The organism is Bradyrhizobium yuanmingense, from assembly GCF_029167105.1.
In the GTDB taxonomy this organism is placed as follows: Bacteria; Pseudomonadota; Alphaproteobacteria; order Rhizobiales; family Xanthobacteraceae; genus Bradyrhizobium; species Bradyrhizobium yuanmingense_A.
Window position 1 is genome coordinate 1 of record NZ_JARFML010000069.1, and the last position, 15,712, is coordinate 15,712.

The 15,712-nt window shown below is 65.1% G+C and carries 13 protein-coding genes and 1 pseudogene; 4 read left to right on the forward strand and 10 right to left on the reverse strand.

The genetic code is table 11. The annotated features are described in order from the left end of the window. Positions 1-146: 146 nt before the first annotated feature. Entirely contained in the window at positions 147-1,253 is a 1,107-nt protein-coding gene (locus tag P0R31_RS39390) for a hypothetical protein (protein WP_275520649.1), read from the reverse strand. Continuing rightward, on the reverse strand, positions 1,253-2,689 hold the full coding sequence (locus P0R31_RS39395) for an MBOAT family O-acyltransferase (protein ID WP_275520653.1): 1,437 nt from the start codon (positions 2,687-2,689) through the stop codon (positions 1,253-1,255). Before P0R31_RS39395 ends, P0R31_RS39390 begins: the two co-directional genes overlap by 1 nt. A gap of 308 nt (positions 2,690-2,997) precedes the next feature. Between P0R31_RS39395 and P0R31_RS39400 the strand changes: the two genes are divergently transcribed. Then, complete coding sequence (locus tag P0R31_RS39400) at positions 2,998-5,097, forward strand: S9 family peptidase (RefSeq protein ID WP_275520656.1); 2,100 nt, start codon at positions 2,998-3,000, stop codon at positions 5,095-5,097. On the opposite strand, the gene P0R31_RS39405 is transcribed toward P0R31_RS39400, so the two are convergent. Together P0R31_RS39405 and araD are read right to left on the reverse strand one after the other, a co-directional pair. After that, positions 5,098-5,817 (reverse strand): ribonuclease activity regulator RraA, encoded by a 720-nt coding sequence (locus P0R31_RS39405; RefSeq protein ID WP_275520658.1) that lies wholly within the window; start codon positions 5,815-5,817, stop codon positions 5,098-5,100. It abuts the gene before it with no gap. 128 nt (positions 5,818-5,945) lie between these two features. Beyond that, positions 5,946-7,685, reverse strand: a complete 1,740-nt coding sequence (gene araD / locus P0R31_RS39410) for an L-arabinonate dehydratase (protein ID WP_275520660.1) — start codon at positions 7,683-7,685, stop codon at positions 5,946-5,948. Between the two features lie 263 nt (positions 7,686-7,948). On the opposite strand from araD, the gene P0R31_RS39415 reads away from it, so the two are divergent. After that, positions 7,949-8,368 carry a response regulator gene (locus P0R31_RS39415; protein WP_275520662.1) on the forward strand — a complete coding sequence of 140 codons (420 nt, stop codon included), beginning with the start codon at positions 7,949-7,951 and terminating at the stop codon, positions 8,366-8,368. Further along, positions 8,346-11,954 (forward strand): PAS domain S-box protein, encoded by a 3,609-nt coding sequence (locus P0R31_RS39420; RefSeq protein WP_275520664.1) that lies wholly within the window; start codon positions 8,346-8,348, stop codon positions 11,952-11,954. The genes P0R31_RS39415 and P0R31_RS39420 overlap by 23 nt, the downstream gene beginning before the upstream one ends. A 175-nt stretch (positions 11,955-12,129) precedes the next feature. On the opposite strand, the gene P0R31_RS39425 is transcribed toward P0R31_RS39420, so the two are convergent. Next, the gene (locus P0R31_RS39425; RefSeq protein ID WP_026202588.1) at positions 12,130-12,765 is read right to left on the reverse strand and encodes a response regulator transcription factor; all 636 of its coding nucleotides are present in this window, start codon (positions 12,763-12,765) and stop codon (positions 12,130-12,132) included. A gap of 149 nt (positions 12,766-12,914) precedes the next feature. Here P0R31_RS39425 and P0R31_RS39430 point away from each other — a divergent pair, with 149 nt between their 5' ends. Further along, positions 12,915-13,217, forward strand: a complete 303-nt coding sequence (locus P0R31_RS39430; protein ID WP_275520666.1) for a hypothetical protein — start codon at positions 12,915-12,917, stop codon at positions 13,215-13,217. Positions 13,218-13,238: 21 nt separating this feature from the next. Here P0R31_RS39430 and P0R31_RS39435 read toward each other — a convergent pair whose 3' ends face one another. The 5 genes and pseudogenes from P0R31_RS39435 to P0R31_RS39455 all read right to left on the reverse strand — a co-directional run. Next, entirely contained in the window at positions 13,239-13,742 is a 504-nt protein-coding gene (locus P0R31_RS39435) for a response regulator (RefSeq protein WP_275520668.1), read from the reverse strand. A 141-nt stretch (positions 13,743-13,883) separates the two neighbouring features. Continuing rightward, on the reverse strand, positions 13,884-14,201 hold the full coding sequence (locus P0R31_RS39440; RefSeq protein WP_036015908.1) for a hypothetical protein: 318 nt from the start codon (positions 14,199-14,201) through the stop codon (positions 13,884-13,886). A 2-nt stretch (positions 14,202-14,203) separates the two neighbouring features. Beyond that, positions 14,204-15,082, reverse strand: a complete 879-nt coding sequence (locus P0R31_RS39445) for a CheR family methyltransferase (RefSeq protein ID WP_275520670.1) — start codon at positions 15,080-15,082, stop codon at positions 14,204-14,206. 61 nt (positions 15,083-15,143) lie between these two features. Then, positions 15,144-15,530 (reverse strand): response regulator, encoded by a 387-nt coding sequence (locus P0R31_RS39450; RefSeq protein ID WP_014490548.1) that lies wholly within the window; start codon positions 15,528-15,530, stop codon positions 15,144-15,146. Between the two features lie 31 nt (positions 15,531-15,561). After that, positions 15,562-15,712, reverse strand: a pseudogene (locus P0R31_RS39455) (chemotaxis protein CheW); the annotation flags it as partial.

Here is a 15,712-nt window from a genome sequence, read left to right on the forward strand (position 1 = left end):
TTGGCCCCGGCTCCCTTCGGCAGCCACCCCTCAATAAAACTCGGCTGCCCCGTCTGCTTCACTGCCATCGCTACCCTCCAAGGCTTTGCCCTAGGGAATCACAAATGGCGAATTACGCAACAGGCCCACAAGGGGAGAGGGGAAGATCAGCGCTTGAGGCGATACGCCTCCACGTGCGCCCCCAGCTCATCAAGCGACGCCGTCGGCTGCTTCGGATCAACCCGATACTCCCCGCTTCCAAGCCATCTCAGCACCATCGCGTCCACCACCGGCGAATGGTGGATGACGTCGCTGTAATTGTCGAGGTCGTGCGTCACCCGTTTGATCGCGCGGAAATCGTGCAGGCGGACGTTGGGCAGTTGCGTCAGACGCTGCGCAATGTGCGCCGTGAGAGCGGTGACGATCTTCAGCGTCTCGGGCGAGGCATCGCGCATCGCGACGAATTGCAGGATCGAGTAGGGCGGGAAGTAGATGTCGAAGGTCACGTCAGGGTGGCGCGCGATCAGGCCGACGGCGTCGTGCTCGAAATGCCGGACCATGGCCTCGTAGACGTAACCCTCGCCGAGGAAGCGACGGCGCACGGGATCAGTGATGTAGGTGAAGGCGGCGAGCGTCTTCTTGGCGTTGTAGCCTCGTGCAACGTCGAAATCACGCGGCAGCGCGTGGATGTCGTCGATGTCCGCCAGCGCGAACTTGACCGGCAGATAAGGCGACGCCCGGGTCAGCGGCTCCCGCAGCAGCGGGACGGACCGCAGCACCGCGAACACCGATTCCTTCGCCATCGCCGCGCTGAACAGATAGGAGGCGATGCCTTTCGTCGTCCGGCGGTAGAGATCGACGGACAAATAAGGGTCGGTCTCGATGTCCGCGGCATCGATGAAGATGAAATCGTCCATTTCCCAGATCACGCGTCTTGCGCCGCGGTCGATCGCCCGCTCCAGCACGAAGGCCTGCTGGCGCGAATTGGAGCCGGTCATGGCCAGCTTGAGCGAGCGGACACGAAGCGCGCGATCGATGTCGCTCTGGCGGAAATGGATCGCGAGCGAGGTGCCCATGAAGGCGGTGTCGAACGGCTGGCTGCTGATCAGCCCGGCATTCTGCACGCGCGTGTCCTCCGAGTAGAAGGCCGGGACCAGGCGCGAGGGGCGGAACAGCTGCAGAGGATCGACGATGAAGGTGAGCGCCGCGGCGCTCAGTACGCAGGCCGCGCCCGCCAGCAGAAGACGCCTGAGATGGGTGAACGCGCCCCGCATCAGAATCGGAAATAGATGAATTCGCTGTGGCTCTGGATGCCCAGGACGCCGAACGCGAGCAGCAGCGAGGCCGCATAGAGCACCAGCGGCCGCGTGCGCCCTGCCCGCAAGGCCTCGCCGACCGCGCGGTTGCCGTGGTCGTATCCCATCAGCCCTTGCGTGTTCGGCGCCAGCCACACCAACGCCGCGTAGATTGCCACCTGCACCAGGGCTGCGATCTCCTCGCGGCCTAGCACGAGGTTAGCAGGATCAGCCATGGCGCGAAGGACGCGCAACGCCCATTCCACACTCGCAGCACGGAAGAAGACCCAAGCGACCACGACAGCGAGGAACGTCAGCACGGCGCCCGCGATGCGAGCCGGGCGTGCCATCAGCGGCGGACCGTTCGGCACCAAGGCATTGAAGGCATGATTGATGCAGAGATACGCGCCATGCAGCGCGCCCCAAATGACAAAAGTCCAGGCCGCGCCGTGCCAGAGCCCGCCGAGCAGCATCGTGATCATCAGATTGACGTAGCGCAGCACGCGGCCGCGGCGGTTGCCGCCGAGCGGGATGTAGAGATAGTCGCGCAGGAATTGCGACAGCGTCATGTGCCAGCGCCGCCAGAACTCGACGATGCTGGTGGCCCTGTAGGGCGAGTTGAAATTGACGGGCAGGAAGATACCAAACAGCAGCGAGATGCCGATCGCCATGTCGGAATAGCCGGAGAAGTCGAAATAGAGCTGGAAGGTGTAGGCGAGCGCGCCAAGCCAGGCCTGGTCGAAACTCGGCGAGCGCGCCTCGAAAGCGAGCGCGACCAGCGGCTGGATGCCGTCGGCAAGGCAGGTCTTCTTGAACAGGCCGATCGCGAAGATGATGATTCCGCACAACATGAGGTGCCCGTCCGGGCGCTTGGTCTCCTCGTGCTCGAATTGCGGGATCATGTCCTTGTGATGGAGGATGGGCCCGGCAATCAGATGCGGGAAGTAAGTCACGAACAGCGCGTAATGCGGCAGCGCATAGGCCGCGACCTGGCCGCGATAGGCATCGACCAGGAACGCGATCTGAGTGAAGGTGTAGAAGGAGATGCCGACCGGCAGCAGGATGTGGACCGCGACATGCGTGCCGAGCAGCGCGTTGATGTTCTCGGCGACAAAGCCGGCATATTTGAAGATGCCGAGCACGAGGAGATCGCCGACGAGGCCGAGCGCGAGCGCGGCCTTCCGTTGCGGCCGCGTGAGCTCCGCCACGATGAGAAGATGGCCGACGCCGTAGTTGAAGGCGATCGAGAGCAGCAGCAGGCCGACGAACTGCCAGCTGCCGATGGCATAGAAGGTGATCGAAGCCAGCGCCAGCCAGACCACCGGAGCCAGATTGCTGCGCCGGCCAAGCCGGAAATAGCCGGCGAGCACGACCGGCAGGAACAGCAGGATGAAGGCATAGGAATTGAACAGCATCGGGCTGGATCGGCGGCGGGGATATAGCCCCTCAAAGCACACAAGGAGCCGATCAACAACCCGGCAGCACAGGCGGTCGTGCTGGCAATCCGCGGAATCGGGACGATATAGTGGAACATGTGAACAGGACGGCGCTCTTTTCTTCTCCCTCTCCCCGTTCTTACGGGGAGAGGGTTGGGGGTGAGGGGCCTCTCTCCGCGAGCGAGATTGTAGAGAGACCTGTACCCCCTCACCCGCCGCTTCGCGGCGACCTCTCCCCGCAAGCGGGGCGAGGTTAAGAAGAGACGCTGCTGATAAACGAGGACCGAGTGACCCAAGCCAAGACGCCTTCGAAGCCCCCCGTCGCCCCGCGCCGGCTGCATTCCTTCACGCGGCACGGCATCACCGTGACTGACGATTATGCCTGGCTGAAGGACGCGAACTGGCAGGAGGTGCTGCGCGATCCCGCCGTGCTCGATCCTGATATCCGCAAATATCTCGACGAGGAGAACGCCTACACCGAGAGCCTGCTCGGCCACACCTCGGGCCTGCAGAAGACGCTGGTGCGCGAGATGCGCGGGCGGATCAAGGAGGACGATTCCAGCGTGCCGTCACCGGATGGGCCGTTCGCCTATTTCCGCAGGTTTCGCGAGGGCGGGCAGCACGAGCTGTTCGGCCGCATGCCGCGCGACGGCGGCGAAGGCCATATCGTGCTCGATGGCGACGCGCTCGCCAAGGACCACCAATATTTCAAGTTCGGCGGCAGCCGTCACTCCTACGATCACAAGCTGCAGGCCTGGAGCGCGGACACCAAGGGCTCGGAATATTTTTCGATCCGCGTGCGCGACTGGGCGACGGGCAAGGACCTCGACGACCTCGTCGAGGAGACCGACGGCGGCGTGGTCTGGGCCGCGGACTGCAGGAGCTTCTTCTATGTGAAGCTCGACGACAATCACCGCCCGATGCAGGTGTGGCGGCACAGGCTCGGCGCCAAGCAGGCCGACGACACGCTGGTCTATGAGGAGCAGGATGCCGGCTGGTTCACCCATCTGCACGAGAGCACCAGCGGCCGCTTCTGCGTCATCGCGGGCGGCGATCACGAGACAAGCGAGCAGCGGCTGATCGACCTCGCCAATCCCGAGGCGCCGCCGCGCCTTGTCGCTGCGCGCGAAGAGGGCGTGCAATATTCGCTCGCCGACCGCGGCGACGAGCTCTTCATCCTCACCAATGCCGACGATGCCATCGATTTCAAGATCGTCACCGCCCCGCTTCACGCGCCCGAGCGCAAGAACTGGCGCGACCTGATCCCGTATCGGCCCGGCATCTACATCATCGACCTCGATCTCTATGCCGGCCATCTGGTGCGGCTGGAGCGCGCCAATGCGCTGCCGTCGGTCGTGATCCGCGATCTCGCTTTCGGGGAGGAGCATGCCATCGCTTTCGACGAGGCGGCTTACTCGCTCGACACGATGGGCTCCTACGAGTTCGAGACGACCAATCTGCGGTTTTCCTATTCGTCGATGACGACGCCCTCGGAAGTCTACGACTACGACATGGTCAAGCGTACGCGCACCTTGCGCAAGCGGCAGGAGATTCCGTCGGGGCATAACCCGGCCGACTACGTCACCACGCGCATCATGGCGAAATCGCATGACGGCGCCGAGGTGCCGGTCTCGATCCTGCATCGCCGCGGGCTGAAGCTCGACGGCGCGGCGCCGCTGCTGCTCTACGGCTACGGCTCCTACGGCATGGCGATGCCGGCTTCGTTCAGCGCCAACCGCCTGTCGCTGGTCGACCGCGGCTTCGTCTATGCCATCGCCCATATCCGCGGCGGCGCCGACAAGGGCTGGGGCTGGTATCTCGACGGCAAGCGCGAGAAGAAGACCAACAGCTTCGACGATTTCGCCGCCAGTGCGCGGGCGCTGATCGATGCGAAATACACCAGCGCCAAGCGCATCATCGGCCATGGCGGCTCGGCCGGCGGCATGCTGATGGGCGCGGTCGCCAACCGCGCGGGCGAATTGTTCGCCGGCATCGTCGCAGAGGTGCCGTTCGTCGACGTGCTCAACACCATGCTCGACGACACGCTGCCGCTGACGCCGCCGGAATGGCCGGAATGGGGCAACCCGATCGAGAGTGAGAAGGATTTCCGCACCATCCTGTCGTATTCGCCTTACGACAACGTCGCGGCAAAGGACTATCCGGCGATGCTGGCGATGGGCGGACTGACTGATCCCCGGGTCACTTACTGGGAGCCCGCCAAGTGGATCGCGCGCCTGCGCGCCACCATGCGTGGGGGCGGCCCGGTCCTGCTCCGCACCAACATGGGCGCCGGCCACGGCGGCGCCTCGGGCCGCTTCGACCGGCTCGACGAAGTCGCGATCGTGTACGCGTTCGCGCTGTGGGCGGCGGGGATGGCGGAGGCGTAGCTACCGCCCGTTCTTCTTGCGCCATTCCGCGAAATCGGTGAGCGTCTGCGGATCGGTGGCGGGATAGAGACCGAAGATGCCGCGGCCTCGGCCTACTTCCTCGGTGACGAAATCCTCGAACGCGGTCATCTCGAAGGTCTCGTCGGCGATCTCGTCTGCCAGATGCGCGGGGATCACGATGACGCCGTCGGCATCGCCGAGGATGACGTCGCCGGGAAATACCGGCGCATCGCCGCAGCCGATCGGCACGTTGATCTCGATCGCCTGATGCAGCGTCAGATTGGTCGGCGCCGAGGGGCGATGGTGGAAGGCGGGAAAGCCGAGCCTTGAGATCTCCGCGGAGTCGCGAAAGCCGCCGTCGGTGACGACGCCGGCGACGCCGCGCTTCATCAGGCGCGTCACCAGGATTGCGCCGGCCGAGGCCGCGCGCGCATCCTTGCGGCTGTCCATCACCAGCACGGCGCCCGGCGGACAATCCTCGACTGCCTTGCGCTGCGGATGGGAGCGATCCTTGAAGACGTCGATGGTGTTGAGATCCTCGCGCGCGGGCATGTAGCGCAGCGTGAAGGCCTCGCCGACCATGGTCGGCTGGTCCGGGCTCAAGGGGCGGACATCCTGGATCATCTGGATGCGCAGGCCGCGCTTGAACAAGGCAGTGGCGACGGTGGCGGTGGAGACGGATTTGAGTTTTGTGCGGGTGGCTTCGGTGAGTTTGGTCATGTCGTTCTCTCTCATGGCGTCATTCCGGGGCGCGCGTAGCGCGAACCCGGAATCCATCGGGCGGCGCGTACTGCTGCACGATGGATTCCGGGCTCATCGCTGCGCGATGCCCCGGAGTGACAGGAGCATTAGTAAATCGACGGTTCGCCGATCGGCGCGCCGAAATCGGTCTCCAGGAAGTCGAAATCGCAGCCGTCATTGGCCTGCTTGATGTGCTTGGTGAACATCCAGCCATAGCCGCGCTCGAAGCGGCGCGCGGGCTGCTTCCAGGCGGCGCGGCGTTTTGCGAGCTCGGTTTCGGGGACATCGAGATTGATGGTGCGCGCAGCGACATCGAGCGTGATGCGGTCGCCGTTCTGCACCAGCGCCAGCGGGCCGCCGATGTAGGATTCCGGCGAGACGTGCAGGATGCAGGCGCCGTAGCTGGTGCCGCTCATGCGCGCATCCGAGATGCGCACCATGTCGCGTACGCCCTGCTTCACGAGCTTGGTCGGGATCGGCAGCATGCCCCATTCCGGCATGCCCGGCCCGCCCTGCGGCCCCGCATTGCGCAGGATCAGGATATGATCCTCGGTGACGTCGAGATCGGGATCGTCGACCGCCTTCTTCATCGCGGGATAGTCGTCGAACACCAGCGCGGGGCCGGTGTGCTTGAGAAAGCGCGGCGCGCAGGCCGAGGGTTTTATGACGCAGCCGTCGGGCGCGAGATTGCCCTTGAGCACGGCGAGCGCGCCTTCCTTGTAAATGGGATTGTCGATGCCGCGGATCACATCGGCATTGGAGACCTCGGCGCCCTCAATGTTCTCGCCCAGCGTTTTGCCTGTGACCGTGACGCAGTCGAGATGCAGATTCGGCTTGATCTGGCCCATCAACGCCGGCAGGCCGCCGGCGTAGAAGAAGTCCTCCATCAGGTAAGCATCGCCGCTCGGGCGGACGTTGGCGATGACGGGCACCTTGCGACTCGCCTTCTCGAAATCGTCGAGGCCGATGTCCTGGCCGGCGCGGCGTGCCTGCGCGATCAGATGGATGATGGCGTTGGTGGAGCAGCCCATCGCCATCGCCACCGCGATCGCATTCTCGAACGCCTTGCGGGTCTGGATCACCTTCGGCGTCAGATCTTCCCACACCATCTCGACGATGCGGCGGCCGCATTCACTGGCCATGCGGATGTGGTTGGCATCGGCGGCGGGAATCGACGAGGCGCCCGGCAGCGTCATGCCGATCGCTTCCGCAATCGCGGTCATGGTCGAGGCGGTACCCATGGTCATGCAGGTGCCATAGCTGCGGGCGATGCCGGCCTCGATGTCGAGCCAGTCCTTGTCGGAGATCTTTCCGGCCCGGCGCTCGTCCCAATATTTCCAGCCATCGGAGCCGGAACCCAGCGTCTTACCCTTCCAATTGCCGCGCAGCATCGGGCCTGCCGGCAGATAGATCGCCGGAATGTTCATCGAGGTTGCGCCCAGGAGCAGCGCCGGGGTGGTCTTGTCGCAGCCGCCCATCAGCACCACGCCGTCGACGGGATGGCTGCGGAGCAGCTCCTCGGCGTCCATCGCCAGCAGGTTACGATAGAGCATGGTGGTGGGCTTGAGCAGCGATTCCGACAACGACAGCGCCGGCAGCTCCAGCGGCAGGCCCCCCGCCATCAGGATGCCGCGCTTGACGTCCTCGACGCGCGACTTGAAGTGCATGTGACAGGGCTGCGCGTCAGACCAGGTGTTGAGGATCGCAATGATGGGGCGGTCCTTCCACTCCTCCGGCGCGTAACCCATCTGCATGGCGCGGGAGCGATGGCCGAACGAGCGCAGATCGTCGGGCGCGAACCAACGCGCGCTGCGGAGCTGGTCGGGCGTCTTCTTCTTGGTGGTCATCTCATTCCTTGTCCGTCCGGAGGATTCCCTGCTCTTCTCACAGGCGGTCCATCCCCGGCAAGGCGCCGGGCGGGCGGAGGGGCGGGCCTCTGCTATGCACTCAGGCGTGCACACCGCGCACTGCAGCGCAATAAAGCGGCAGCCCAGGCCCAAGGGGTTCCGAAGTGCTTGCCGGCCGTCGTGAATCCGCGCAACAATTTCGTGTTCATTGATTTGATTTGCGGTCGCTGGGACACTCCCTGCGACCGCGGAGGATTTCAGACGTGGCCAACATCCTGATCGTGGATGACGATCCGGCCGTCCAGTTCACCATCCGGCTGCTGCTGGAACGGGCGGGTCATCACGTGACGGTCGCCGGGGATGGCCGCAAGGGGCTGGCGCTGTTCGAGGCCAGCCGGTTCGACCTGATGTTTCTCGACATCTTCATGCCCGGCATGGACGGACTGGAGACGATGCGTCACATTCGGGCGCTGGCCCCGGCCGTTCCGATCGTCGTCATCTCCGGCCGTTCGATCACGCCGGATGCCTATGCGGAGCCGGACTTCCTGAAGATGGCGACCAAGCTCGGCGCGGTGGCCAGCCTGCAAAAGCCGTTCCGGCCCGACGCACTGCTTGCCGTGGTCGCAGATTGCCTGAAGGCCGACGCGCCGGAGGGGTCCGATGTCCGCTCCGGCCGCCGATGACAAGAACGCCTCCTCTGCTGCAAGCCAGAAATGGCGCAGCGATGCGGCAGGTCCGGCGAAACTCCCCATGCGAGCAGCAACGATGCTGGCCACGCGGCTGGCCATCGCGATGATCCTGCTGGTTGCGGTCACCGTGGCCGCAGTCGGATGGTTGGGCTATCGCAACACCACACAGGCCGTCATTCCGCGGGTGCTGGAGCGGGTCGAAGCCCAATCGCGCCTGCTCGCGAACAACCTTGAATCCTACGTTGCCGGCGTGCGCGGCGATCTGGTCGGCTATCGCGCCGCAGCGGCAATCAACGGCCTGATCCGCGCTCATGCCGGCGGCGGGATCGATCCGGCGGACGGCGTCTCGGAGCAGACCTGGCGCGAGCGTATCGCGGCGCGGCTCGCGGCCGAGATCGACGCCAAGCCCATCTACGGGCAGTTCAGGATCATCCGCGTCGACAACGACCAGCGCGAACTGGTCCACGTCGATCGCTCAGGTCCCAACGGAGCGGCCCGGATCGCCCCGGACAGCGAACTGGAGCGCAAGGGCGACCGAACCTATTTCCAGGAAACCATACGGCTCGGGCCCGGCGAGATCTATGTGTCTCCCATCGAACTGGCGACCCGTCAGGGGGGAACGACGGCGCTTCGCGCGCCGACCATGCGCGCGGCGATGCCGCTGTTCGCAGCCGACGACAAGCCGTTCGGCATCATCGTGGCCAATATCGACATGCGCCCGGCACTCGCCCGGATCCGGGCGACGACGACCTCGGGCGGAGAGATCTACGTCGTGAATGCGCGCGGCGACTATCTCGTCCATCCCGACCGGGCGCGGGAGTTCGGGTCATCGCGGGGCCATCCGACCGATTGGCGCAAGGACCTTCCGTTCCTCTCGGCCCTGGCCGGCACGTCGGACGTGGTCACGCGCGTCACCACCGACGAGTCGGGCCGGACAAGCGGCGCGGCATTCGTGCCGTTATCGCTTGCGGGCAAGGAGTGGGTCGCCATCGTCGTGACCGTTCCCCCGTCCGTGTTCGGCCGCGTGCCGGCCGCCATTCAAAAAACGTCCCTGCTGGTCGGCGTGCTGGCCGTTCTCGCCGCGGCTGCGCTCGCGGTGCTGCTGGCGCGTTCGTTGACCCGCCCGATCGGGCGTCTGACGGAGGCAGTGCAGGCCATCGGCAGCGGACGTCCCGCGGACATCCCCGTCGATGCCAGCGGCGAGACCGGTGTGCTGGCACGGGCCTTTGCGCGGATGGTGGAGGAGATGCGCGCGAAAACGGCCGCGCTCGAGCACGAAATCGAGGAGCATCGCCGCACCGAGGCCGCGCGGAGCCATCACGCGGCGCGCGAGAACCTGTTCAGTGCCGCGGTGGAATCGTCGGACGACGCGATCGTCATGCAGACGCTCGATGCCATCATCACCGGCTGGAATCCGGCCGCCGAACGCCTTTACGGCTATACGGCGGAGGAGGCGATCGGCAAGTCCACCTCGATCATCGTCCCTTCCGACCGCCGCGAGCAGGGCAAGGACTATCTGCGGCGGATCGCGCGAGGCGAGCCGATCGAACGCTTCGAGACGGTCCGCCTGCGCAAGGACGGCACGCCGGTCGAGATTTCGCTCGGCCTGTCGCCGATCAAGGGACCGTCGGGCGAAATCATCGGCGCGTCCGGAAGCGCGCGCAGCCTGACCGAGGCACGGCGCGCCGAGCGGGCGCTGCAGCACCAGCTCGAGGAGCGGCGGCAGATCTTCGAGACCTCGCAGGACCTGATCATGATCATGGACTCGCACGGCCATGTCGCGCAGATCAGCCCGAGCAGCGAGACCATTCTCGGCTATCGGCCGGACGAGATGATCGGCCGCAGCGGCGCCGACTTCATTCATCCCGCTCATCTGGAGCAGTCCCGTGCCGAGATGCGCGCGATGCGCCGCGGCGAGCGCGTCAAGCTGGCCGACACCCGCTGCTTCCACAAGAACGGACACGAGGTCTGGCTGTCCTGGCTCGGCAGCTGGTCCGAGCCTGCCAAGCGCTTCTTCTTCGTCGGGCGCGACATGACCGAAGCGCGGCTCGCGCAGGAATCGCTGCGCGAGAGCGAGCGACTCGCCCGCAACATCGTCGAGACCTCGCTCGACGCCTTCGTCCAGACCGACGAGACCGGAAGCATCCTGAACTGGAACTCGCAGGCCGAGCAGCTGTTCGGCTGGCGCCGCGACGAGGTGCTTGGCAAGAGCACGATCGACCTCATCGTCGCCGAGAGCGAACGCGAGAGGGTCAGGGCGGGGCTGACACAATTCCTGGCCAACGAGGACGGCCGCATGCTGAACCGCCGCCGGGAGCTGATGTGCCGCCGCCGCGACGGCAAGGAATTCAAGGCCGAGCTGAGCGTCACCGCGCTGAAGCGGCGCGAAGGCCTGCTGTTCAACGTCTTCTACCGCGACCTCACCGACAAGATCGCCGCCGAGGAGCGCATCCGCCATGCCGAGAAGATGGAGGCCGTCGGCCAGTTGACCGGCGGCGTGGCGCATGACTTCAACAACATTCTCACCGTCATCACCGGGACGATCGAGATTCTCGCGGAGGCGGTCGCCAAGGAGCCGCAGCTCGCGGCGATCACCAAGATGATCGACGAGGCCGCCGCGCGCGGCGCCGACCTGACCCAGCACCTGCTCGCCTTCGCGCGCAAGCAGCCGCTCCAGCCGCGCGAGATCGACATCAACTCGCTGATCGTCGACACCGCGAAATTGTTGCGTCCGACGCTCGGCGAGCAGATCCAGATCGAATCGGTGTTCGAGGACGAGAATTGCGTCGCCATCGTCGATCCCAACCAGCTCACCACCGCGATCCTCAACCTCGCGCTCAATGCGCGCGACGCCATGCCCGGCGGCGGCAAGCTGATCGTGGAAACCGGCGCCGCCTATCTCGACGAGGTCTATGCCAGCGCCAACGACGTGCCGCCGGGGCACTACGTGCTGATCGCCGTGAGCGACACCGGCACCGGAATCCCTGCGAACATGCTGCCCCGGGTGTTCGATCCCTTCTTCACCTCGAAGGGACCCGGCAAGGGCACCGGGCTCGGGCTTTCGATGGTCTACGGCTTCATCAAGCAGTCCGCAGGTCACATCAAGATCTACAGCGAGGAGGGGCACGGCACCACGATCAAGATGTATCTGCCGCCCGGCAAGACGCCGACGGCGGTCGGCGAGGGCGTGACGCCGGCGACGATCGAGGGCGGACACGAGACGATCCTGGTGGTCGAGGACGACCGGCTGGTGCGCGACTACGTGCTGACGCAGCTGCATTCGCTGGGTTACGTCACGTTGCAGGCCGCGAACGCCGCGGAGGCGCTCGCGATCGTCGCCGCCGGCAAGCCGTTCGACCTACTGTTCACCGACGTCATCATGCCCGGCAAGATGAACGGACGGCAGCTCGCGGACGAGCTGATGAAGACGCGCCCGGATCTCAAGGTGGTCTACACGTCAGGCTATACCGAGAACGCGATCATCCATCACGGCCGGCTCGATTCCGGCGTGATGTTGCTGGCCAAGCCCTATCGCAAATCGGATCTGGCGCGGATCATCCGCAAGGCACTGAGCGGGTGAAGGCCCGTAGCCCGGATGGAGCGCAGCGCAATCCGGGAACAGTCGTGCGGCGCGCAAATCCCCGGATTACGCTTGCGCTCCATCCGGGCTACGAAACCGTCGGTGAGGAGAGATGGACCCGGCTCAGCGGCGCATCATTGCATGATGCGCTGCTGAGCCGCGGCCCAAGACCATGTTACGACGCGCGTTGGGCCGCGGTCATCACGATGCGGATCAGGTCGGCGGCATTGCGCGCGCCGAGCTTCTTCATGATGTTGGCGCGGTGGTCCTCGATGGTGCGCGGACTGATGCCGAGCGTGCGGCCGGCCTCCTTGTTGGAGGCGCCGGAGGCGAACTGCTCCAGCACCTCGCGCTCCCTGCGGGTCAGCGGCTCGCGGCCGGGGAAATGCAGCGAGCCGAATTTCGGCGACGCGTTCTCCGCCTGCCTGCGTGCATAGGCACCGATCGCCTCGTCGAGACGGCCGACGATCTCGCTGCCGCGGAACGGCTTCTCGATGAAGTCGAGCGCGCCGCTCTTGATCGCACCCACCGCCATCGCGATGTCGCCCTGCCCGGAGATCATGAAGATCGGCGCAGGATAATCCTCGCCGTGCAACTCCTTCAGGATGTCGAGACCCGACTTCCCGGGAATATTCACGTCGAGCAGGATTGCAGCCGGCGTCCGGTTTCGCGCGACGGAGAGCAGCGCTGCACCGTCCGCAAAACAGATCACCTCATAGCCCGCCGCCTTCAACACCATCGACAAGGTGTCGCGAACGGCAGGATCGTCATCGACCACGAAGATTTCACCGCGAGAGCTTTGTTCGGCCATGTGCCACATCCGGTTGGCATGAAGGACTCGCGTCCGCGTCAATCGTTATGGCGCTCGGCGCGGATTCGGCCCACCCGTATTTGTACGGGACATGGACTTAACGCACAAGTAGCGGCATGGCGCCTAATTGCACTGGACGGAGAATATCCATGCTAAATTTGGCCGACACGCCGCCTCCTGTCGCAACGTCCGAAGTCGAGAGCCGTGAGCTGATTGCGGCGGACCTTCGTTTGCTGATCGCACAGATCGAGACCAGCATGCGCCGGATCGCCGCAGCCATGGATCAAGAACACGGCAGCGATCCGGAAGGTTCCGCAGATATCGTCTTGCTCGACGACGTCACGCCCCGCTACGCCAGCGCGAGCGCGGCCCTCAATGCCTGCCGGGCGGGCCTCAGCCACGCCCTGCAATGTCTATCGGAATCCGGCGACGCGGCGGGCGGCCGCGTCTGACCGCATGGCAGCTCCGCAAGCTCAAGCGCGGTGCCGTTCCACGATCGCGTCGGTGGCGACACCACCCCAGGTGTGAATCGCCGGCAGGCCCATCGCGGTCTTGCCGAGGTTGGCGAGGCTGATGCGCAGCGCCGCGAGATCCAGCGGCTTCGGCAAGCTCTGGAGCTCGATCCCGACCGAACGGGCGAAGCTGCGGGCGGCACTGCGGCGCTTGCCGTCCATGCCGCTGATGACGATCACGGAGCCTGCAAACTTCGCGTTCGCCATCTCGCGCAGCACGTCGACGCCGTCGCCATCCTCGAGCACGAGATCGAGCGTCACGCAGTCGAAGCGCGCAGCGCGCAGCTTCTCGATCGCGTCCGCCACCGATGGCGCCACAGTGACCTCGTGGCCCGCCTGCTTGGCCGCGACCGTGATCAGTTGGCGCTGCGTGGCGTCGTCATCGACCACCAGGAGCTGAAGTGCACGCCGCTCGGCGCCGTCGGGCAGGTTTGACGAGATCGGGGAAAGAGAACTTCTGGGCATTGCCGGATCCTGAGATTGAGAGCGTCAATGGATACACGGCTCGCGCTTAAGCCGCGTAAAGCTGCCGCGGGCAATTGACTCGGAAACGTTCAGCAAATGTGAAGCAAAGTGCCGGAAGGCGCAGCGACGGCGGCGGCGAGATCAGGCCGCGGCGTCGTGGCCGCCGGCCGCACCGCGCTTCTTCCGGTTCTTGCCGCGCAGGAACTGGATGTCCATTTCGGCGCCGTTGACACGGACCAGTTCGCAGCGACGATAGGCGAGACCCGTGGACGACAGCAGCAGGAAGAACTCCTTCAGGTTCAAGCCCTGGATCGAGCCCTCCACCGTGAGAACCGCGTCGGTGTCGGAGATCGCGTTGAGCTTGCAGTCGCGCCGCCAGGTGCCGTCGATGGCCATGATGCAGACATCATAGCCGCGGCTGAAGGTCACACGCTCCGCACCCTTGCCATCCTCGGCCATGATTATCGCCCCGCCACCACCGCCATGCGCGGCGCCGCACCGCCGAGAACCGGCTTGGCCGCTGCCGCGCGCGGATCGTTCGGCTTGTAGAGGCCGCGCCGCTCCGGAATCGGCCGGAACGTGTCGGTCAGTCCAACCACGGTCTCGGCGGCGCCGAGCACCAGGAAGCCGTCGGGCTCGATCTGGCGCGCCAGGCGGTTGAAGATGTTGATCTTGGTGTCCTGATCGAAATAGATCAGCACGTTGCGACAGAAGATGACGTCGAAGGTGCCGAGCTGGGCGAAATCGTGCAGCAGGTTGAGCTGGCGGTGCTGGATCATCGCCCGCAATTCGGGATTGATCTGCCAGGTCTCGCCGATCTGCTTGAAATATTTCACGAGCATCTGGATCGGCAGGCCGCGCTGCACCTCGAACTGGCTGTAGACGCCGGCCTTGGCCTTCTCCAGCACCTCTTGCGACAGGTCGGTCGCGATGATCTCGACGCGCCAGCCGGTGAGGGCCGCGCCCATCTCCTTCAGGCACATCGCCAGCGAATAGGGCTCCTGCCCGGTCGAGCCGGCAGCACACCAGATGCGCACGCTGCGCTTGGCCGCACGCGCCTTGATGATCTCCGGCATGATGTGGTCGCGGAAATGATCGAACGGGACCTTGTCGCGGAAGAAGAAGGTCTCGTTGGTGGTCATGGCCTCGACCACGTCGGTGATCAGCTGGCGTGAACCGCCTTGCAGCTTCTGCACGAGCTCGGCGATGCCGGACAGCCCGGCCTTGCGGGCCAGCGGCAGCAGGCGGCTTTCGATCAGATATTGCTTGTCTGTGGACAGGTCGAGACCGGAATTATCCTTCAGGAACTTACGCAGATACTCGTACTCGGTCGGGGTCACGGATGGCCTCTCGAAAGCTGTACTGGAACACTCTGGCCCAAGTGCTTTGGGCCGGACACACTCAGACCATGGCTTGTCCGACCGGGATCAAACCAACTTCAGCGAACTTGTCGGCGATGATGTCTTTGTCGAAAGGCTTCATGATGTACTCGTTGGCGCCGCCGCTGAGCGCCTGAGCGATATGAGCCACGTTGTTCTCGGTGGTGCAGAACACCACCTTGGGCTGGTCGCCGCCGGGCAGGCGGCGCATGTGGCCCATGAACTCGAAGCCATCCATGACCGGCATGTTCCAGTCGAGCAGCACCGCGTCGGGCAGCTGCCGCTGACAGATCTCGAGCGCCTTCGAGCCGTCCTCGGCCTCGGTGACCTCGAACTGCAGACCTTCCAGGATCCGGCGCGCGATCTTGCGCACCACGCTGGAATCATCGACCACCAAACACGTCTTCATTTCGGTTCTCCGGCTTCGATGTTTCGTTGGCTCAGGCGGCCATTTGCATCTTGGTTGCGAGCTCGAGGACGCGGTCGACGTCGAGGACGACCATGAGCTGGCCGTCGAGGCGGTGGACGCCGCCGGCGAGCTTGGCCATGCGCGGGTCGAGGTTGACGGGGTTTTCTTCCTTGCCGTCCTCG